Origin of the sequence: Microbacterium sp. F2E (genome assembly GCF_020905435.1) — a bacterium.
GTDB classification, from domain to species: Bacteria; Actinomycetota; Actinomycetes; order Actinomycetales; family Microbacteriaceae; genus Microbacterium; species Microbacterium lacticum.
This window is the reverse complement of the sequence record NZ_JAJJIB010000017.1, coordinates 15,238-34,031: the sequence shown is the minus strand read 5'-3', so window position 1 is coordinate 34,031 and position 18,794 is coordinate 15,238. Positions and strand designations below refer to the sequence as shown.

The 18,794-nt window shown below is 71.9% G+C and carries 19 protein-coding genes; 9 read left to right on the top strand and 10 right to left on the bottom strand.

Translation table 11 applies throughout. The features are described 5' to 3' along the window. The first annotated feature begins 13 nt into the window (after positions 1-13). Together LOK55_RS11910 and LOK55_RS11905 are read left to right on the top strand one after the other, a co-directional pair. Positions 14-763: an SDR family oxidoreductase gene (locus LOK55_RS11910; protein WP_229935531.1), complete on the top strand. Its 750-nt coding sequence runs from the start codon at positions 14-16 to the stop codon at positions 761-763. 23 nt (positions 764-786) lie between these two features. Beyond that, a complete protein-coding gene (locus tag LOK55_RS11905) occupies positions 787-1,362 on the top strand; it encodes a TetR/AcrR family transcriptional regulator (protein WP_229935530.1) in 576 nt (191 codons plus the stop codon). A gap of 38 nt (positions 1,363-1,400) precedes the next feature. Here LOK55_RS11905 and LOK55_RS11900 read toward each other — a convergent pair whose 3' ends face one another. The 3 genes from LOK55_RS11900 to LOK55_RS11890 form a co-directional block, all read right to left on the bottom strand. Further along, a complete protein-coding gene (locus tag LOK55_RS11900) occupies positions 1,401-2,603 on the bottom strand; it encodes an acyl-CoA dehydrogenase family protein (RefSeq protein ID WP_229935529.1) in 1,203 nt (400 codons plus the stop codon). Next, complete coding sequence (locus LOK55_RS11895) at positions 2,603-3,739, bottom strand: phosphotransferase family protein (RefSeq protein WP_229935528.1); 1,137 nt, start codon at positions 3,737-3,739, stop codon at positions 2,603-2,605. The genes LOK55_RS11900 and LOK55_RS11895 overlap by 1 nt, the downstream gene beginning before the upstream one ends. A gap of 112 nt (positions 3,740-3,851) precedes the next feature. Beyond that, the gene (locus LOK55_RS11890) at positions 3,852-4,529 is read right to left on the bottom strand and encodes a TetR/AcrR family transcriptional regulator (protein WP_141378830.1); all 678 of its coding nucleotides are present in this window, start codon (positions 4,527-4,529) and stop codon (positions 3,852-3,854) included. A gap of 303 nt (positions 4,530-4,832) precedes the next feature. On the opposite strand from LOK55_RS11890, the gene sucC reads away from it, so the two are divergent. Both sucC and sucD read left to right on the top strand, forming a co-directional pair. Next, positions 4,833-5,999: an ADP-forming succinate--CoA ligase subunit beta gene (gene sucC / locus LOK55_RS11885; RefSeq protein WP_229935527.1), complete on the top strand. Its 1,167-nt coding sequence runs from the start codon at positions 4,833-4,835 to the stop codon at positions 5,997-5,999. A 33-nt stretch (positions 6,000-6,032) separates the two neighbouring features. Further along, positions 6,033-6,935: a succinate--CoA ligase subunit alpha gene (gene sucD / locus LOK55_RS11880; protein ID WP_229935526.1), complete on the top strand. Its 903-nt coding sequence runs from the start codon at positions 6,033-6,035 to the stop codon at positions 6,933-6,935. Between the two features lie 487 nt (positions 6,936-7,422). Here the strand turns inward: sucD and LOK55_RS11875 are convergent, their stop codons facing one another. The 7 genes from LOK55_RS11875 to LOK55_RS11845 all read right to left on the bottom strand — a co-directional run bounded on the left by LOK55_RS11875 (position 7,423) and on the right by LOK55_RS11845 (position 12,496). Next, complete coding sequence (locus LOK55_RS11875; protein WP_229935525.1) at positions 7,423-7,956, bottom strand: hypothetical protein; 534 nt, start codon at positions 7,954-7,956, stop codon at positions 7,423-7,425. A 96-nt stretch (positions 7,957-8,052) separates the two neighbouring features. Next, complete coding sequence (locus LOK55_RS11870; RefSeq protein WP_229935524.1) at positions 8,053-8,394, bottom strand: hypothetical protein; 342 nt, start codon at positions 8,392-8,394, stop codon at positions 8,053-8,055. Between the two features lie 12 nt (positions 8,395-8,406). After that, the gene (locus LOK55_RS11865) at positions 8,407-8,958 is read right to left on the bottom strand and encodes a hypothetical protein (protein WP_196324977.1); all 552 of its coding nucleotides are present in this window, start codon (positions 8,956-8,958) and stop codon (positions 8,407-8,409) included. Continuing rightward, a complete protein-coding gene (locus tag LOK55_RS11860; protein ID WP_229935523.1) occupies positions 8,955-9,539 on the bottom strand; it encodes a hypothetical protein in 585 nt (194 codons plus the stop codon). Before LOK55_RS11860 ends, LOK55_RS11865 begins: the two co-directional genes overlap by 4 nt. Next, complete coding sequence (locus tag LOK55_RS11855; RefSeq protein ID WP_196324975.1) at positions 9,536-10,060, bottom strand: hypothetical protein; 525 nt, start codon at positions 10,058-10,060, stop codon at positions 9,536-9,538. The genes LOK55_RS11860 and LOK55_RS11855 overlap by 4 nt, the downstream gene beginning before the upstream one ends. After that, complete coding sequence (locus LOK55_RS11850; RefSeq protein ID WP_229935522.1) at positions 10,057-10,695, bottom strand: hypothetical protein; 639 nt, start codon at positions 10,693-10,695, stop codon at positions 10,057-10,059. The genes LOK55_RS11855 and LOK55_RS11850 overlap by 4 nt, the downstream gene beginning before the upstream one ends. A gap of 343 nt (positions 10,696-11,038) precedes the next feature. Continuing rightward, positions 11,039-12,496, bottom strand: a complete 1,458-nt coding sequence (locus tag LOK55_RS11845) for an NCS2 family permease (RefSeq protein WP_229935521.1) — start codon at positions 12,494-12,496, stop codon at positions 11,039-11,041. A 101-nt stretch (positions 12,497-12,597) separates the two neighbouring features. On the opposite strand from LOK55_RS11845, the gene LOK55_RS11840 reads away from it, so the two are divergent. The 5 genes from LOK55_RS11840 to LOK55_RS11820 all read left to right on the top strand — a co-directional run bounded on the left by LOK55_RS11840 (position 12,598) and on the right by LOK55_RS11820 (position 18,664). Beyond that, positions 12,598-14,100 (top strand): DUF6350 family protein, encoded by a 1,503-nt coding sequence (locus tag LOK55_RS11840; protein WP_229935520.1) that lies wholly within the window; start codon positions 12,598-12,600, stop codon positions 14,098-14,100. 40 nt (positions 14,101-14,140) lie between these two features. Further along, entirely contained in the window at positions 14,141-14,773 is a 633-nt protein-coding gene (gene purN, locus LOK55_RS11835; RefSeq protein ID WP_229935519.1) for a phosphoribosylglycinamide formyltransferase, read from the top strand. A 39-nt stretch (positions 14,774-14,812) separates the two neighbouring features. After that, on the top strand, positions 14,813-16,420 hold the full coding sequence (gene purH, locus LOK55_RS11830) for a bifunctional phosphoribosylaminoimidazolecarboxamide formyltransferase/IMP cyclohydrolase (RefSeq protein WP_229935518.1): 1,608 nt from the start codon (positions 14,813-14,815) through the stop codon (positions 16,418-16,420). Between the two features lie 100 nt (positions 16,421-16,520). Then, on the top strand, positions 16,521-18,164 hold the full coding sequence (locus tag LOK55_RS11825; RefSeq protein ID WP_229935517.1) for a DNA-3-methyladenine glycosylase 2 family protein: 1,644 nt from the start codon (positions 16,521-16,523) through the stop codon (positions 18,162-18,164). After that, positions 18,161-18,664, top strand: a complete 504-nt coding sequence (locus LOK55_RS11820) for a methylated-DNA--[protein]-cysteine S-methyltransferase (protein WP_229935516.1) — start codon at positions 18,161-18,163, stop codon at positions 18,662-18,664. Before LOK55_RS11825 ends, LOK55_RS11820 begins: the two co-directional genes overlap by 4 nt. Positions 18,665-18,794 lie beyond the last annotated feature (130 nt).

Here is an 18,794-nt window from a genome sequence, read left to right as displayed (position 1 = left end):
GAGGAGGAGCATAATGGCGGATGCCGGGGCACGGTTCGCGCACACGGTGACGATCGTCACGGGCTCAAGCCGCGGGATCGGACTCGCGATCGCCGTGCGTCTGGTCGCCGAGGGCGGCCGCGTCATCCTCACGGGTCGCCGCCGCGAGCCGCTCGAGGCCGCCGCCGCGCAGCTTGGACCCGCCGCCACGGCGGTCGCGGGCGCGGCGGATGACCCGGTGCATCGCGCCGAGGTGTTCGCGCACGTCGCCCGGACGCACGGCCGGCTTGACCACCTCGTCAACAACACGGGCATCAACCCGGTGTACGGACCGCTCGCGAGCGTCGACGTCGCGGCGGCGCGGAAGATCCTCGAGGTCAACGTCGTCGCGGCGCTGGAGTGGTCGCGCGACGCCGTCGCGGCGGGACTCACCCGCTCGATCGTCAACATCGCCTCGGTCGCCGGGGTCGGCGCGAGCCCCGGCATCGGCATGTACGGCGTCTCGAAGGCGGCGCTCATCAACCTCACGGCGCAGCTCGCGTTCGAGCTCGCGCCGGGCATCCGGGTCAACGCCGTCGCTCCCGCCGTCATCAAGACCGCCTTCGCCCGCGCGCTCTACGAGGGCCACGAGGCCGAGGTGTCGGCCGCGTATCCGCTCGCGCGTCTCGGCGAGCCCGACGACGTCGCGGGTCCGGTCGCCTTCCTCCTGTCCGCCGACGCCGCGTGGGTGACCGGTCAGACCCTGGCGATCGACGGTGGCGCCGGCATCCGTCCGCTGATGTGACGCGTCCGCGCGAAGATGGACGTATGAGAGATTCGCGGGTCGCCGACGACCTCCGGCGCGCCGCCGTCGAGCTGTTCGCCGAGCAGGGCTACGCGACGACGAGCGTGCAGCAGATCGTGGATGCCGCGGGCGTCACGAAGGGCGCCATGTACCACTACTTCGACTCGAAGGACGACCTGCTCTTCGGCATCTACGACTCGCTCCTGACCCTGCAGAAGGCGCACCTCGACGAGATCGTCGCCCGCGGCGGCGATGTGGACGAGATCCTGCGCGCCGCCTGCATCGACGTCGTCAAGACCTCGATCGACCAGCTCCGCGAGGGGGCGGTCTTCTTCCAGAGTCAGCACCTGCTCACCCCCGAACGGGGGCGGGAGGTCGTGCGCCGTCGCCGCGAGTACCACGACGTGTTCGCGGCGCTCCTCGAGCGGGGGCAGCGGGAGGGGCGGTACCGCACCGACGTCCCGCTCGCCGTGCTCGTCGCGCACTTCTTCAGCGACGTGCACTACCTCTCGCACTGGTACTCGTCCGGCGGCCCCGAGAGCAAGGGTCTCGTCGCCGCGCAGCTCACCGAGCTGTACCTCGCGAGCCTGCGCGCCTGAACGGCGGGCGGGCCGGGGGCGGGCGCGGCCGGGCGCGGTCACTCCTTCAGCTGTGCGCGGCCCAGGCTGCTCAGGTGCACTTCGTCGGGTCCGTCGGCGAGGCGCAGCGAGCGGAGGCCGGCGTACATCTCGGCCAGCGGGGTGTCGCTCGACACGCCCGCACCGCCGTGCACCTGGATCGCGCGGTCGAGGATCTGCTGTACGGCGCGCGGCACGGCGATCTTGATCGCCTGGATCTCGGTCATCGCCTTCCGGTTGCCGACGGTGTCCATGAGCCATGCGGTCTTGAGCACGAGCAGGCGCAGCGACTCGAGCGTGATGCGGGCCTCGGCGATCCACTCGCGGATGACGCCCTGGTCGGCGAGCGGGCGCCCGAACGCGTGCCGGTCGCCCGCCCGCTCGATCATCAGGGCGAGCGCGCGCTCGCCGGTGCCGAGCGCCCGCATGCAGTGGTGGATGCGCCCCGGGCCGAGCCGCGCCTGCGCGATCGCGAACCCGTCGCCCTCGCCGCAGATGAGGTTCGCGGCGGGCACGCGCACGTCGTCGAACACGATCTCGGCGTGGCCGCCGTGGTCGCGATCGTCGTAGCCGAACACAGTGAGCGGGCGCACGATCCGCACGCCCGGGGTATCCCGCGGCACGAGGATCATCGACTGCTGGCGGTGCCGGTCGGCATCCGGGTCGGTCTTGCCCATCACGATGAAGATCTTCGCGTCGGGGTTCATGGCCCCGGTCGACCACCACTTGCGGCCGGAGACGACGTAGTCGCGACCGTCGCGACGGATCCGCGTCGCGATGTTCGTCGCGTCGGACGAGGCGACGTCGGGCTCGGTCATGCAGAAGGCAGAACGGATCTCGGCATCCAGCAGCGGGCGCAGCCAGGCATCCTTCTGCTCCGGCGTGCCGAAGTCGTTCAGCACCTCCATGTTGCCGGTGTCGGGGGCCGCGCAGTTGAACGCCGGGGGAGCGAGGCGGGTCGACCAGCCGGTGACCTCGGCGACGGGGGCGTACTGCAGGTTCGTGAGGCCCGCGCCGTGCGCACCGGGGAGGAACAGGTTCCACAGGCCCTCCGCTCGCGCCTCGCGCTGCAGGTCGCGCACGATGGGGCGCACCGTCCATTCCTCCGGAGACTGCGCGAGCTGCGCGTCGAGCACGGGCTCGGCGGGGAGCACGCGCTCGTCGACGAAGCGGCGCGCCTTCGCGATCAGTGCGGTCGTCTGCTCATCGAACGAGAAGTCCATCAGCGTGCCTCCAGTCCTCGGCGGGCGAGCGGCTCGACGAGCCCGCCCATGCGATCGAAGCCCGCGCCGACGGTGTCGCCGGCGCGGAAGCGGTAGTGGATGCCCTCGAGGATGACGGCGAGCTTGTACGCGGCGAACGCGCGATACCAGTTGAGTGCCGGCACGGCGATGCCCGCGCGCGCGGCGTACGCGTCGACCAGTTCGTCGAGGTCGGGGTAGCCGGCGGCGGGGTCGACGGCGCTCGGGACGGCGGCCGAGAGGACCGGGTTGGCGGCGCCGTCAGCGTCTCCGTCGTCGCCCGCGAGGTCGCCGATGGTCCAGTAGAGCGCGAACATGCCGAGGTCGACGAGCGGGTCGCCGAGCGTCGCCATCTCCCAGTCGAGGATCGCCGAGACGTGCGCGTCGTCGCGCCCGCCGACCACGAGCGCGTTGTCGAGACGGTAGTCGCCGTGCACGATCGCCGGGCGGCCGGATGCCGGCACGTCGCCCTCGAGCGCTGCCTGCAGCGCGTCGAGGGTGGGCGTCTCGCGCGAGCGTGACGCGTCGAGCTGCCGCCGCCACGTGCGCAGTTGCCGTTCGAGGTACCCGTCGGGTCGCCCGAAGTCGCCGAGGCCGACGGAGTCGGGATCGACCGCGTGCAGATCGGCGAGGTGCGCGGCGAGCGAGATCCCCAGCCGGTGCAGCGCCGCGGGGGTGAAGCCGGCGTTGTCGGCGGGTCGGGCCAGCACACGCCCGGGCGCGCGCTCCATGACGAAGAACGGGGTGCCGGTGACCTCGCGGGTGTCGGTGTCATCGACGATGTCGACGGCGACCGGCACGGGCACCGCGGAGCCGCCGAGCGCCGAGATGACGCGATGCTCGCGGCGCATGTCGTGGGCGCTGGAGAGCACGTGCCCGAGCGGCGGCCGCCGCAGGATGAGGGGTCGCCGCGTCCCCTCGATCCGGTAGGTGAGGTTGCTGCGTCCACCCTCGATCACGGCCGCCGTAATCCCGCTGCCGTCTGCCCGTCGGGCGGCGGGGGCGTCGGGTTCGGGGTCGGCGTTGGCGTCGTGGTCGGGCTCGGGCGAGAGTTCGGGGTGTACGCGGTCGATCCACGCGGCGAGCCCCGCGACGTCGAGCCCTGGAACGTCGGTCATCGTCGACCCCTCCCGCGACACGTCATGCGCCGCTGGTACCGAGCATACCGAATGGTCGGTATGTCGCCAAGCCGCCGATCCCGCCCGGCATCGCCCCGCCGCGGCGCGGTGGCTACAGCGCGTCGCGGAGGCGGCGGGCGACCTCGGCGGTCGGCATGCGCCGGGGGAACGTCGCGACGACGACGTCGTCGCCTCGGGTGTCCTCGCCGTCGGGGTGCACGCCGAAGCGGTGCATCAGGCGGTCATAGGCATCCGTCAACACCGACTCGGGGATGTCGTCGGTGCCGCGCAGCAGCCGCCGCAACACGTGGTTGTGCACGGCGGTGACGGCGGCCGAGAAGGCGACCGCGTCGATCGGGTCGAGCCCGGGCAGCGCCTGACGCAGGTAGTCGTCGAACAGGCGCTCGTACTGGAACACCGTCACGATCTCGCGCTCGCGCAGCGCCGGCACCTGCCGCACGACGGCGTAGCGGCGGCGGGCGAGCTCGGGGTCGGCCGCGAAGTGGCGGAACACCTCGACGGATGCCGCCGCCGCGGCCGCCCACGGATTCTCGCGCGGGTCGCGCCGCGCGGCCTCGAGGAAGGTGCGCAGCTGCGCGAGGAGCACGTCGTGGTCGCTGAAGACGACGTCGTCCTTGCCGCCGAACTGGCGGAAGAAGGTCGAGCGCGAGACGCCCGCCGCCTGCGCGATCTGCTCGACCGATGTCGCCTCGAACCCCTGGGCGACGAACAGGTCGAGCGCGGCCGAGACGACGGCGTTGCGGGCGGTGGTGGGGGCGACGTCGGTCATGCGCCGAGCCTAGTCGCCGTCCGGCCGCCGGTCGTCGGACCGGTGGGGCGGGTGTGCACTCCGGATGCCCCCGAGACGACACCAGCACCACCGGTCCGACGGTTGAGGACCCGCACCGGGACCCACGCCAAGACCCACGCCGGGACCAGACCCACGCCGGGGCCAGACCGGCGCCGCGCCGGGCCGGTCCCGGGCACTCAGGCGCACGTATTAGGCTGGGGGATTGGTCGATCTCTCGACATCGAGACATCTTCGGCATCGGACACCCCGAAAAAACCACAGACGCCCAGCGGAGGATTGCGCGTGGATCTCTACGAATACCAGGCACGTGACCTGTTCGAGAAGTACGAGGTGCCGGTACTCGCCGGCATCATCGCCGACACCCCTGAGGAGGCGAAGGCGGCGGCCGAGAAGCTCGGCGGTGTCGTCGTCGTCAAGGCCCAGGTCAAGACCGGCGGTCGCGGCAAGGCCGGCGGCGTGAAGGTCGCGAAGACCCCCGACGAGGCCTACGAGGCCGCGAAGGCGATCCTCGGGCTCGACATCAAGGGCCACGTCGTCAAGCGCGTGATGGTCGCCGCCGGTGCGCAGATCGAGAAGGAGTTCTACTTCTCGGTGCTGCTCGACCGGTCGAACCGCTCGTACCTGTCGCTCGCGAGCGTCGAGGGCGGCATGGAGATCGAGGAGCTCGCGGTCGAGCGCCCCGACGCCCTCGCCAAGGTCGAGGTGAACCCGCTCACCGGCATCGACGAGGCGAAGGCCCTCGAGATCGCGAAGGCCGGCGGCTTCGACGACGAGCTCGCGCCCAAGGTCGCCGATGTCTTCGTCAAGCTCTACAACGTCTACACCGGCGAGGGGGCGACCCTCGTCGAGGTGAACCCGCTGATCCAGGATGCCTCGGGCAACATCATCGCCCTCGACGGCAAGGTCACCCTCGACGACAACGCCACCGAGGTGCGCCACCCCGAGCACGAGCTGCTCGAAGACAAGGACGCCGCCGACCCGCTCGAGGCGAAGGCGAAGGCATCCGGCCTCAACTACGTCAAGCTCGACGGCCAGGTGGGCATCATCGGCAACGGTGCGGGCCTCGTGATGTCGACCCTCGACGTCGTCGCCTACGCCGGCGAGAACCACGGCGGCGTCAAGCCCGCCAACTTCCTCGACATCGGCGGCGGCGCCTCGGCGACCGTCATGGCCGCGGGCCTCGACGTGATCCTCGGCGACGAGCAGGTCAAGAGCGTCTTCGTCAACGTCTTCGGCGGCATCACCTCGTGCGTCGCGGTCGCGGAGGGCATCGTCAAGGCCCTCGAGATCCTCGGCGACACCGCCACGAAGCCCCTCGTCGTGCGCCTCGACGGCAACCAGGTCGAGGAGGGCCGCGCGATCCTCGCGGCCGCGAACAACCCCCTCGTCACCCTCGCCGACACGATGGACGCCGGCGCCGACAAGGCCGCCGAGCTGGCGAACGCCTGATCTGCGGCATCCGGATTTCAAGGAACTAGGACTATGTCGATCTATCTCAACAAGGACTCCAAGGTCATCGTCCAGGGCATCACCGGCGGCGAGGGCACCAAGCACACGGCGCTGATGCTGAAGGCGGGCACGAACGTCGTCGGCGGCGTCAACGCGCGCAAGGCGGGCACCACCGTCTCGCACACCGACAAGGACGGCAACGCCGTCGATCTCCCCGTCTTCGCGTCGGTCGCCGAGGCGATCGAGGCGACGGGCGCCGACGTGTCGATCGCCTTCGTGCCGCCCGCGTTCACGAAGGACGCGATGATCGAGGCCATCGACACGGACATTCCGCTCCTCGTCGTCATCACCGAGGGCGTGCCCGTCGGTGACACGGCGGAGGCGTGGGCGTACGCGACCTCGAAGGGCAACAAGACCCGCATCATCGGCCCGAACTGCCCCGGCATCATCACCCCCGGCGAGGCGCTCGTGGGCATCACGCCCGCGAACATCACCGGCAAGGGCCCGATCGGTCTCGTCTCGAAGTCGGGCACGCTGACCTACCAGATGATGTTCGAGCTGCGCGACCTCGGCTTCTCGACCGCGATCGGCATCGGCGGCGACCCGATCATCGGCACGACGCACATCGACGCGCTCGAGGCGTTCGAGGCCGACCCCGACACGAAGGCGATCGTCATGATCGGCGAGATCGGCGGCGACGCCGAGGAGCGCGCAGCCGACTACATCAAGGCGCACGTGACGAAGCCCGTCGTCGGCTACGTCGCCGGCTTCACCGCCCCCGAGGGCAAGACGATGGGCCACGCCGGTGCGATCGTCTCGGGCTCTGCGGGCACCGCGCAGGCCAAGAAGGAGGCCCTCGAGGCCGCCGGCGTCAAGGTCGGAAAGACCCCGTCCGAGACCGCCGCGCTCATGCGCGAGGTCATCGCCGCGCTCTAATCGCACGGGGCGGAACAGACCGCACGAGAGGGGCTGGATGCCGAGGCATCCACCCCCTCTCGCCGTTTCTGGCGGCATCTCCGTCCCTGACGGCGCCGCGCCCGCACCGCGCACCAACTCCGCAGAAAACCACCAACTCCGCACCCGAACGCGGTATCGAGTGCGGAGTACGCAGGATCTTGCGGGGTTCGTGCGGCGCGTCGCGGTGAGGGACGGGGGATCCCTTGCCTCGACGAGAGGACGGCTGCGGCGAGCATGAGAAGTGCGGGGATCCAGAGGAGCAAGAACGGCGGCTGGAAGATCGGACTCCGACCTGCTGAGGACGCCGTCCGCGGGCACGTGGGCGCGGAGGAGCCCGACAATGCCGATCGAATCTGCGGCCCGAGGTCGAGGGTTACCACGAGCACCATCGATCACAAAGCAGCTGTCCCGGCCCAGCGATCGATGGCGGTGCGGGATTTCTCCGGGCGCCGGAGCCCTGCGGCGCCTACCCCGCCCTCCTCGTGCCGCGCGACGAACCGCGCGAGTCGCTGCCGGCGGGCCAGAAGGCGCGGACGGCTTCGACGACGCCGTCCCACACGCCGCGAGAGAGCACGACCAGAAATGCGAGCGTCCACGGGACGACCGCCGCGAGCACGATGCCGAGGTACGGTGCGCCGAACGCCACAGCCGCGCCGAGGGTCATCAGGGCGCCGGCGAACGAGATCATCCCGAGATCCCAGCGGGCCGAGAAGATTGAGTCCATGAACTGACCGGGGTACCGCCACGTCGCGACGCTGAGGGCGAGAGCGCCGAGCGCGGGAATCCACAGCAGCCAGAGTGGAGGAGTGAAGATCGGATACGCCGGGCCGGTGCCGAAGATCCCGCCCGCTTCGCCAGGCGGAAGGGTGCCCTGCGCGAAGCCGACGCCGGCGACGATCAGCACGGGTATCGCGAGGATCGCCACGAACGTGATCACGATCCAACCGAAGGCGCCGCGGATCCATTCGGCGGCGATCTCGGGATCTCGGTGGCGTGTCACCGCTCGAGCCTACCGAGCGAGATCATCGCCGCGCTCTGAGCGCGAACACGCGAAGGGGTCGGATGCCGGGCACCCGACCCCTTCGTCGTCTGCGGATCAGTAGGCCGCCGGGCCGCCGTGGCCGCCGTGACCGGCCGCAGGCGCAGCCTGCGCGGGACGGGTCAGTGCGTCGGCGAGTTCCGAATCCACCTGCGTGAATGCGTCGACGACGGTCTGCGCCTCCTTCTGGAGCGAGGCGACCTGCTCGATGAGCTTCTTGCGCCTGTCGTCCCACTTGCCCGCGAAGTCGGTGCTCGCGTCGGCGAGTTCCTCGACGGGGATCGCGGAGGCCAGCTGATCGGCATCCGCCTGCGCGGACTCGAGCCTCTGGACGATCGAGTGCAGATTCGTCGACACCATGTCGACCTGGTCTAGGTCGACCCTCAAGTGCTTCGCCATGTTCTCGTCCTCTCAGTCGGCTGTTCCGATGGCCCGAGCGAGGGCCTCGTAGTCGGCGCGCAGCGTCTCGAATCGTGCGAGGTCGAAGTCGCCGACGATCATGACCACGTCGCGATCCGGCAGACGCCACACCCAGTGGGCGACGACGTTGATCGCGCCGTCCTCGTCGATGACGTGGCGCGTCGCGGTGTGCCCGTCGCCGAGTCGGCCGCCCACGAACGTCTGCCCCTCGACCGGGCGAGCCACGGCGTCGTCCTCGACGCCGAGCAACTCGTCGAGAGACGTCTCGGGAGCGGCCTCGAGTTCGTAGATGCTCGCGATCCCGATCACCTCATGCGGTCGCGCCAGATATGCGAACCGGTGCTCCTCTGGATCGGCGCCGCGAGAGAGGCCGTCGAGCGTCGCGGCGAGCCACTCGCGCATCGGCTCGTCGTAGCCGTATGCGTCCCCCAGGGCGCGCACGAGTGCATCCCTCCACTGTTCGAGGGTCGCGAACTGCTCCCACGGCCAGTCCGTCGGGACGTACACCCACAGATCCCGGTCGAAGTCCACCTGCAGCGTCATGACGACACCTCCCCGTCGGCAGTCGGCCAGGTCAGCGCGTCGAGCATGGTCGTCACGAGGAGCGTCATCGCGTCGGTGATCGGCCGATAGTCCGGGCCCGGCAGCCCCGAGATCGACGCGAACGCGAGCAGATACCGGCCGTCGTGCAGCCACGTGTAGTCGATCGTGCGCAGCAGGACGACCTCGTCGGCGTCGGCATCGACGGGTGCCGCATCGACGATCCTGCAGCGTGCGGCTCCGGCATCCGTCTGCACGCTCTCGCCCGTTTCGGGCAGCGCGGCCGTCCCCCCGGCGGGGTCGAGGAAGCGCAGGGCGATCGCGGTCGACACCGGCACCAGTGCGGGCAGCCCGAGCGGCAGTGCGACCGCGAACGAGCCGGCATCGCGAGCCTCATCGAGCGTCACCACCAGGGAGCGCTCGGCTTCGCGCACGTACGGCGTGACGCTGTCGCGCGGGCCGCGCGCCGCGAGGGGAGCGAGCGTCCGCGCGGCAGTGGGCGCATTGTCATCGAGCACCGGCAGATGCACCCATCCGGGCGGAAGGATGAGGGTCGGCAGCCGCCGTGTGGGGGTGGTGGTCACCGTGGCCGCCGCGCCGGTGAGCCGAACGCCTGACCGACCAGGTCGACGAGACCGCGCACCGCGAACAGTGCGACTGCGACGAGCCACACGAGTGACGCCCACAGCAGTGTCACGGCCTGCGGTCCGCCGAACGCGCCGGCGGCGGCGATCGTCTGCACGAACCCGACGAACGCGAACACGGCGAGGTCTCCGCGGACGCTGAACACGAACGAGTCGAGCTTCGATCGCATCGGGATCGTCCCGACCGAGAGCACGAGGGTGAGGACCGCGGGGATCCACAGCAGCCAGAACGGCGGCTGGAACAGCGGGTACCCCGGCCCGGTGCCGTAGATGCCCCCGGCATCCGACGACGGTATGGTGCCCTGACCGAGTCCGATGACGGCGACGACGATGAACGGCACGATGCCGAAGAGCACCGTGAGCACGATCGCGGCCACGAACGTCCAACCCAGGTAGCCGGGCCAGTCGTCGAGGAAGGCGATGCGGCGAGCCGCAGAGGCCTTGCTGTTTCGGGTGCTCACGAACCGATTCTCCAGGTGGTCGCCCGGTGGAGCGAATCGCCGTCGGCGAGGAAGTCGCGCACGCCGTCCGGAACCACGTCGGTCACCGTTTCGGGGAGGACGTTCATGAGTGTCGGCGCGTACGTGCTGAACAGCTTGTCGGTCTGGCTCGCGACGAGGTTGACCGTGCCGGCGAGGCGGAGCTTCGCCATCTCCTGCTTACCGATGCCGAGCAGGATGTCGTCGAGGGGACCGCCCGCACCGGCCTTGGCGGACTGCACGACCCGCAGGAAGTGCGCGTTGGTGATGCCCTTCGCGCTGTACGCCTCCAGCCAGCGGGGGGCGTTCTTCACGGTCAGCGGGCCGAGCTTGACCGCGACGCGGCCCTTGAGCACGCCGTTGAAGCTGCCCGTCACGACCCGCAGCGCGTTTGGCGAGCCCTGCGCTGCGAGCCGCGCGACGCGCGTGCCCTTCAGCGCCGTCATCACGCCGGCGATCGTGCGGGATGCCGCGGCGCCGACGCCCATGGTCGCGACGGCGAGCAGGTCGACGCCGAACTCGAGCCACGACATCTGACCCGTCGCGGCGAGCACGAGCCCCACCCCGGCGGTGAGCGCCGCCGCCGCGAGGGCGAACGGCGCGAGCACCGGGAACACGAAGCTCAGCAGCGACAGCGCGAGCGTGATCTTGCGCGGCGGCGGCCTGAGCGGACTGGCCGTCGCGCTGGCGACCCAGGGTGAGCAGGTGCCGGTTGATGTCGGCCGCCTCGATCGGGTCGGTCGTGGTCGCGCGCTGCTCGCGGTAGTACTCGATCTGTCGCTCATAGCTGCCTTCGGCGTGCGCGGCATCCGCATGCTCGGAGACGAGCGTCTGCGCCTCGCGCTGCGCGCTCTCGAGGTCGTTCGCGAAGGAGTCGAGTGCGGCGGATGCCTCGTCATACCGGTTCTGCAGCGACGCGGGCCGATCGGCGACCTTGCGCGCGTTCTCGGCGAGCTGCGCTCAGCCGCCGAGCGCCATCTCGATCGGTCCGCGGGCGAAGAAGATCACGAACCCGGCGGCGACGATCCACAGCAGCGGGCTGATGGTCTTCGCGCGGCCGGAGAACGCGTGCAGCAGCACCCAGCTGACGAAGCCCGCGCCGATGCCGTTCGCGATCGAGTAGGTCATGGGCATGACGGTGATCGTGAGGAACACCGGCATGAGCACGCGGAAGTCGGTGAGGTCGATGTTCTTGATCTGCGCCATCATCATCGCTCCGACGATCACGAGCGCCGCCGCGGCGACCTCGGTCGGCACGATCGAGGTGAGCGGGGTGAAGAACATCGCGAGGAGGAACACGAGACCCGTGACGACGTTCGCGAGGCCCGTGCGCGCACCCTCGCCGATGCCGGCGCCCGACTCGATGAACACCGTGTTCGACGACGACGAGGTCGCGCCACCGGCGATCGCGCCGACACCCTCGACGATCAGCGCGGACTTGATGCGCGGGAAGTCGCCCTTCTCGTCGGCGAGGCCGGCTTCTTTCGCGAGGCCGGTCATGGTGCCCATGGCGTCGAAGAAGTTCGAGAAGACGAGGGTGAACACGAGCATGAGCAGCGTGACGAAGCCGACCTTGGCGAAATCGAACGAGAAGTCGACGGCGCCGACGAGGCTGAGGTCGGGCACGCTCACCGGCGATCCGGTGAGCGCCGGGATCGTGAGTCCCCACCCGCCCGGGTGGTCGACGGCCGAGCCGAGGTGCCAGATCGCCTCGGCGATCACGGCGAGCACGGTGCCGACGATCAGGCCGATGAGCATCCCGCCCTTGAGCTTGAGTGCCACGAGCACCGACGTGAGGATCAGCGTGATGACGAACAGCAGGGTGGGAACGGATGCCACCGAGCCGCCGATACCGAGTCCCACGGGCGGCGAGTTCGAGCCGGTCGCGGTGACGAAGCCCGAGTTGATGAACCCGATGAAGGCGATGAACAGTCCGATGCCGACGGTGATCGCGAGCTTCAGCTGCACGGGCACGGCGTCGAAGATCATCTTCCGCAGTCCGGTGGCCGCCAGCAGCACGATGATCACACCGTTGATGACGACGAGGGCCATGGCCTCGGGCCAGGTGACCTCGTGGATGACGCTGAATGCCAGGAACGCGTTGATGCCGAGACCCGCCGCGAACCCGAACGGCAGGCGCGTGACGAGCCCGAACAGGATCGTCATGACACCGGCGGTCAGGGCGGTCACCGCGCCGACGGCGCCGAACGCGAGGGTGTTGCCGGCGATGTCCTCCTTGCCCGACAGGATGATCGGGTTCAGCACCACGATGTAGGCCATCGCCACGAAGGTGACGAGGCCGCCGCGCACCTCGGTGCCCACGGTCGAGCCGCGCCTCGTGATCTCGAAGAAGCGGTCGAGGGCGCCCACTGGCGCCGGTTCGGTGGTGCGGGTCGCCTGCGGGCGCGATTCAGACATGATTCCTCCAGCGAAAACGCTAGTGGATGCCGGGGCGCTCTCCGTCTCCCGCCGCGCGCCCGCACGGCGCGCTCTGCTCGGCTGGGTAGGGTCGAACGCGCATGAATCGCCTTCTCGTCTCTCTCCTGGCCGCCGTCGACGCCCTGGTCGCGGCGGCTGTCGGTGTCGCGGCCGCCCTCGCCCCGCTCACCGTGCTGTGGGTGTTCGGGCTCGGCGGCGGGGCCGACTGGGCGTCGCTCTGGCCGACGTCGGTGCGGCTGTGGCAGCTCGGCCAGCTGGTGCCGCTGCGCATCACCCTCCCGCCGGAGTACCTGAACGCAGTCGGCATCCCCGCCGACGCGGCGACCTTCTGGCTGTCACTGGCGCCGCTCGCCTTCACCGTCTTCACCGCCGTGTTCGCCGCCCGTTCGGGGGCGCGCGCGGCGCGCGCCGGCGCGTGGGTCGTCGGGGTCGTGACGGGCGCGGTCGTCACGGCGGTGATCGCGTGGCTGCTGTGGCGCAGCTCGGGCAACCCCGTCGCGGCGGTCTACGGCTGGCAGGCACTCCTCCTCCCGACCGCCGTGTTCGCGGTGCCCGCCCTCGCCGGGGCGCTCGTCGGGGCGTGGCGGAACGGCGACGACGGTCTCGTCGACGCGGTGCGTCTGCGCGCCGAGCGCGACCCGCGATGGGCCGGTGTGCCCGAGGCCGCCGCGCGCGGCATCGGCATCGCCGCCGGGGGCTTCGTGGGCGCGGGCGCGCTGATCGTCGCTGTGGCGACGGTGCTGCGCGGCGGCCAGGTGATCGCGCTGTTCGAGGCATCCCACGTCGACGTCGCCGGAGGCGCGCTGCTCGCCCTCGCACAGCTCGCATACCTCCCGACACTGATCGTCTGGGGCGGGGCGTTCGTGGCCGGTCCCGGCTTCGCGCTCGGCACCGGCACCGCCGTCTCGCCGGCGGGCACGAACGTCGGGGTCCTCCCCGGCGTGCCCGCACTCGGCATCGTGCCCGAGACCGCGACACCGTGGATGCTCGTGAGCGTGCTGCTCATCGTCGCGGTCGGCTTCGTCGCCGGCGCCGCCGCGCGCGGCCGCCTGCACCGCGCCGGGCAGGTCGTCGACGAGTCCGCTGGACCGCGATTGGCGGCGGGCGCCGCGATCGTCGTGGGCGGGGCGGCTGGAGCGGCGCTGCTCGCGGCCGTCGCCTCCGGCTCGATCGGGCCCGGACGGCTGGCCGAGGTCGGTCCGGCGCCGGGACCCGTCGCGCTCGCCGTGGGACTGGAGCTGCTCGTCGGCGCCGCGATCGCCCTGTTCGGCCCGACGCGCACGGCGGGCGACGGGCGAGACCACGCCGGGTCTTCGGGGCACGCGGGCGCGACCATGGGTCGCGCGACGGCGGCCGACGCGGGGAACGGACGGTCGGCGCGCCCGGCGGCGGTGCTGCCGCACTGGGTGTCCGACGTCTCCGGCGACGGCGACACCGAGCAGTTCGCCCCGTCCGACCTCGACCCGCTCGCCTCGCTTGGCGGTCCCGAGACGCGCGGCGACGAGCGCGCCGGCGGCACGGACGACGGTCGCGGCGACGCCGGCGCACCCGACGCCGACGAGGGCGAGCAACCTCGCGACTGACCCGGCGGGCGCCGCGACCGCGCGCCGGTAGACTGGCCGCGTGCTCACGGTCGCCGTCCTCATCTCGGGCACGGGATCGAACCTGCGCGCCCTGCTCGAAGCCGCCGCGGAGCCCGGATTCCCCGCACGAATCGTCGTCGTCGGCGCCGACCGGCAGGCCGACGGCTTCGCCCACGCCGAGGCGTTCGGCGTGCCGACCGTGCTCGTGCCCTTCCGCGAGTTCGAGACCCGCGAAGAGTGGGGCGACGAGCTGCGCCGGCAGATCGACGTGTGGACGCCCGACCTCGTCGTACTCAGCGGACTCATGCGCCTGCTGCCGGCAGAGCTCGTGGATGCCTGGGCCCCCGCGCTCATCAACACGCACCCCGCGTACCTGCCCGAGTTCCCCGGCGCGCACGGCGTGCGCGACGCGCTCGCGGCGGGCATCGCAGAGACCGGCGCGAGCGTCATCGTCGTCGACAGCGGCGTCGACTCGGGCCCGATCCTCGCCCAGGAGCGCGTGCCGGTGCTCCCCGGCGACACCGAGCACACCCTGCACGAGCGCATCAAACCGGTCGAGCGGCGCCTGCTCATCGAGACGGTCCGCGCCATCGCGACCGGAGAGATCGACCTCGCCGCGTACCGCACCGACGCCGGAGCCGCCGCCGCGGCATCCGACCCCCTCATCCCCTGACCACCTCACGCATCGCGCACCCGAGCACTGGAGTTCCGCATGGCCGGCCCCACCATCGATCCCGCCCTCTACCGCGACCGCGACCTCGTGCCGATCCGGCGCGCGCTGATCTCGGTCAGCGACAAGACCGACGTGCTGCCGCTCGCGCAGGCGCTCGCCGCCGCGGGCGTCGAGCTCGTCTCGACCGGCGGATCGGCGGCGCTCCTGCGCGACGCCGGGCTCGAGGTGAAGGACGTCGCCCAGGTCACCGGGTTCCCCGAGTCGCTCGGCGGTCGGGTCAAGACCCTGCACCCGAGCGTGCACGCGGGCCTGCTCGCCGACCTGCGGCTCGAAGACCACGAGGCCCAGCTGGGCGAGCTCGGCATCCTGCCCTTCGAGCTCGTCGTGGTGAACCTGTATCCGTTCGTCGAGACGGTCGCCTCGGGTGCGACCGGCGACGCCGTCGTCGAGCAGATCGACATCGGCGGACCCGCCATGGTGCGCGCGTCGGCGAAGAACTTCGCGAACGTCGCCATCGTCGTCTCGCCCGAGTCGTACCCCGCGATCATCGACGCGCTCGCGACCGGCGGCACGACCCTCGCGCAGCGCCGCGACCTCGCCGCCCGCGCGTTCGTGCACACCGCCACCTACGACCGGCACGTCGCGACGTGGTTCGCCGAGGAGAGCCTCGCCGACGAGGGCGACCTGCCGCAGCACCTGACGATCAAGGCCGAGCGGCTCGAGACGCTCCGCTACGGCGAGAACTCGCACCAGCGTGCCGCGATCTACACGCGTGTGGGCGGTCACGGCATCGCCCAGGCGACGCAGCTGCAGGGCAAGGAGATGAGCTACAACAACTACGTCGACGCCGACGCCGCACTGCGGGCCGCGTTCGACATGGTCAAGCCCGCCGTCGCGATCATCAAGCATGCGAACCCGTGCGGAATCGCGGTGGCTGCCCCCAATGCCCTCGACCCCATCGCCTCGGCGCACCTGCGCGCCCACGAGTGCGACCCGGTGTCGGCCTTCGGTGGCGTGATCGCGGCGAACCGCACCGTGACGCTCAAGATGGCCGAGAACCTGCGCGACATCTTCACCGAGGTGATCGTCGCGCCCGACTTCGAGCCCGAGGCGCTCGAGGTCTTCAAGCTGAAGAAGAACCTGCGCGTGCTGCGCCTGCCCGACAGCTGGCAGCAGGAGCCGATGGACGTGCGCCTCGTCTCGGGCGGACTGCTGCTGCAGGACGCCGACCGGTTCCCCGCCGAGGTCGAATCGCTCGTCGACGGCTGGCAGCTCGTCACCGGTGAGATGCCCGGCGACGACGAGAAGGGCAACCTCGCCTTCGCGTGGAAGGCGTGCCGCGCCGTCAAGTCGAACGCGATCGTGCTCGCCCAGGCATCCGCCACCGTCGGCATCGGCATGGGCCAGGTCAACCGCGTCGACTCGTGCCGCCTCGCCGTCGAGCGGGCGGGCGACCGCGCCGCGGGGTCGGTCGCGGCATCCGATGCGTTCTTCCCCTTCGCCGACGGGCCGCAGGTGCTGATCGACGCGGGCATCCGTACGATCGTGCAGCCGGGCGGGTCGGTACGCGACCAGGAGGTCATCGACGCGGCGCGCGCCGCCGGCGTGACGATGTTCTTCACCGGCGAGCGGCACTTCTTCCACTGAGGCCCGGGAGGGATCGGGCTGCGGACTGGGCGCCGGGTGGGCGGACCGTCGTGTCCGAAAACCGCGAGCCGGATGCCGGGGCGCATGTCAGGCTGGAGTCATGTCCGCGGCATCCATGACCTTCGACGAGCGCTACCGTGCGATCGACGCGCGAGACGCGCGCTTCGACGGCCAGTTCGTCACCGCCGTGCGCTCGACCGGCATCTACTGCCGTCCGAGCTGCCCGGCGCGCACGCCGAAGCCGGGCAACGTCACCTTCTATCCGACCTCCGCCGCCGCGCACGAGGCCGGGTACCGCGCGTGCAAGCGGTGCCTGCCCGAGGCGGCGCCTGGCTCGCCGGAGTGGAACCTCCGCGGCGATGTCGCGGGCCGGGCGATGCGCCTCATCGCCGACGGCGTCGTCGAGCGCGAGGGCGTTCCGGGGCTCGCCGCCCGGCTCGGCTACTCGCCGCGGCACCTCACCCGGCTGCTCACCTCGGAGCTCGGGGCCGGCCCGCTCGCGCTCGCCCGCGCGCAGCGCGCCCACACGGCGCGCATGCTGCTCGTCGCGACCGATCTGCCGGCATCCGACGTCGCCTTCTCGGCGGGCTTCGCCAGCGTGCGGCAGTTCAACGACACCGTGCGCGAGGTGTTCGGCATGTCGCCGATCGAGCTGCGCGCCCGGCGCCCCGCGGCGGGGCGGGCACACGCCGCCGCCGCGTCCGCCGCCGCCGCGATCGAGCTCGTGCTGCCGGTGCGCGAACCGTTCGACGCCGAAGGGCTGTTCGCGTGGATGGCCGCGCGCGCCGTCGCAGGCGTCGAGACCGCGACCTCCGACTCGTTCGCGCGCACGCTGCGCCTACCGGGCGGCCCGGCGTGGTTCGCGCTGCGCGCCGACGGGCCGGGGCGCGTGCGCCTCGCGGCGCGGCTCACGCACCTGAGCGACCTGCCGGTGCTCGTCGCCCGCGCGCGGCGACTGTTCGACCTCGACGCCGACCCGCTCGCCGTCGATGCGGCGCTGAACGCCCACCCCGAACTCGCCCCGCTCGTCGCCTGCGTGCCGGGCATCCGGGTGCCGGGCGCGGCCGACCCGCACGAGATGCTCATCCGCGCGATGGTCGGCCAGCAGATCACGGTGTCGGCGGCGACGACCGCCCTCGCAGCCCTCACCGACGCGCTGGGGGAGCGTGTCGAGGGGTTCGACGGCCACGACCGGTTGTTCCCGACGATGCAGGCGATCGCCGAGCACGGCGCCGAGGTGCTGCGCGGCCCGGGTGCGCGCATCCGCGCGATCACCGCCGCGGCCGCCGCGCTCGCCGACGGGTCGCTCGTGCTGACGACCGGTGACGACGGCGCGGCGCAGCGCCAGGCCCTGCTCGCCCTGCCGGGCATCGGCCCGTGGACGGCCGACTACGTGCGCATGCGGGTGCTCGGCGACCCCGACGTGACCCTGCCGGGCGACGTGGCCGTGCGCGCGGGAGCGGCGGCGTCGGGCATCCCCGCCGACCCGCGTGGGTTCGACGCCTGGGCGGCGCGCACCGCGCCGTGGCGCAGCTACCTCACGGCCCACCTGTGGCGGGCCGTGCCGCCCCGGCCCGTCGCCATCGGTCGGAGCCGTGGGACGGGTGTCGCCGCGCGCGTCACTCCCGACGACATCAGCCCCATCGATCCGACCGTTGGTGACGCACGGCCGACCCGCCAGCCTCCCCACGCCGCCCGCACCGCCCGCCGCGCCCCCCGACCCACCCCGCAGGAGACCCCGTGACCGCCATCATCCAGACCCTCGCGACGCCCGACGGCCCCTTCACCCTGTTCGTCGACGAGCGTCAGCGCGTGCTGGCGAGCGGCTGGACCGACGACCACGCGGCGATCGTCGCCCGCGTGCGCACCGCCCCCGCGCGGATCGCCGACGGCGAGACGGATGCCGCGGCATCCGTCGCCCGCTACTACGTCGGCGACCTCACCGCGATCGACGACGTCGAGGTCGCCCAGCAGGGCACCGCGCTGCAGCTCGCCGGGTGGGCGGCGCTTCGCCGCATCACGCCGGGCGCCCCGCTCACCTACGCCGAGTTCGCGGCCGCGCTCGGCAGCCCGCGGGCGGTGCGGGCCGCGGCATCCATCTGCGCGCGCAACGCGTCCGCGCTGTTCGTGCCGTGCCACCGGGTGCTGCGCACCGGGGGAGGCCTCGGCGGGTTCGCGTGGGGCACCCAGGTCAAGCGGGCCCTGCTCGACCGCGAGGCGGCCGCGGCGGCGGCGGCCGCCTGACCCGCGGCGACTGACGGTCACTCGGGGCGCCCGACCGGCTGCCCGCAGCGCCCACCCCGGCGACACCCGAGCCGGCGCCGGACGTTCGCTCTTGCACTCAGCGAACTCTCAGGTCTAGGCTGGAGGGCTG

Coding starts and splice junctions, on each gene's coding strand:
- LOK55_RS11910 (WP_229935531.1), top strand. CDS start 14: ATGGCGGATGCCGGGGCACGGTTCGCGCACACGGTGACGATCGTCACG.
- LOK55_RS11905 (WP_229935530.1), top strand. CDS start 787: ATGAGAGATTCGCGGGTCGCCGACGACCTCCGGCGCGCCGCCGTCGAG.
- LOK55_RS11900 (WP_229935529.1), bottom strand. CDS start 2,603: ATGGACTTCTCGTTCGATGAGCAGACGACCGCACTGATCGCGAAGGCG.
- LOK55_RS11895 (WP_229935528.1), bottom strand. CDS start 3,739: ATGACCGACGTTCCAGGGCTCGACGTCGCGGGGCTCGCCGCGTGGATC.
- LOK55_RS11890 (WP_141378830.1), bottom strand. CDS start 4,529: ATGACCGACGTCGCCCCCACCACCGCCCGCAACGCCGTCGTCTCGGCC.
- sucD (WP_229935526.1), top strand. CDS start 6,033: ATGTCGATCTATCTCAACAAGGACTCCAAGGTCATCGTCCAGGGCATC.
- LOK55_RS11870 (WP_229935524.1), bottom strand. CDS start 8,394: ATGGCGAAGCACTTGAGGGTCGACCTAGACCAGGTCGACATGGTGTCG.
- LOK55_RS11865 (WP_196324977.1), bottom strand. CDS start 8,958: ATGACGCTGCAGGTGGACTTCGACCGGGATCTGTGGGTGTACGTCCCG.
- LOK55_RS11845 (WP_229935521.1), bottom strand. CDS start 12,496: ATGTCTGAATCGCGCCCGCAGGCGACCCGCACCACCGAACCGGCGCCA.
- LOK55_RS11840 (WP_229935520.1), top strand. CDS start 12,598: ATGAATCGCCTTCTCGTCTCTCTCCTGGCCGCCGTCGACGCCCTGGTC.
- purH (WP_229935518.1), top strand. CDS start 14,813: ATGGCCGGCCCCACCATCGATCCCGCCCTCTACCGCGACCGCGACCTC.
- LOK55_RS11825 (WP_229935517.1), top strand. CDS start 16,521: ATGTCCGCGGCATCCATGACCTTCGACGAGCGCTACCGTGCGATCGAC.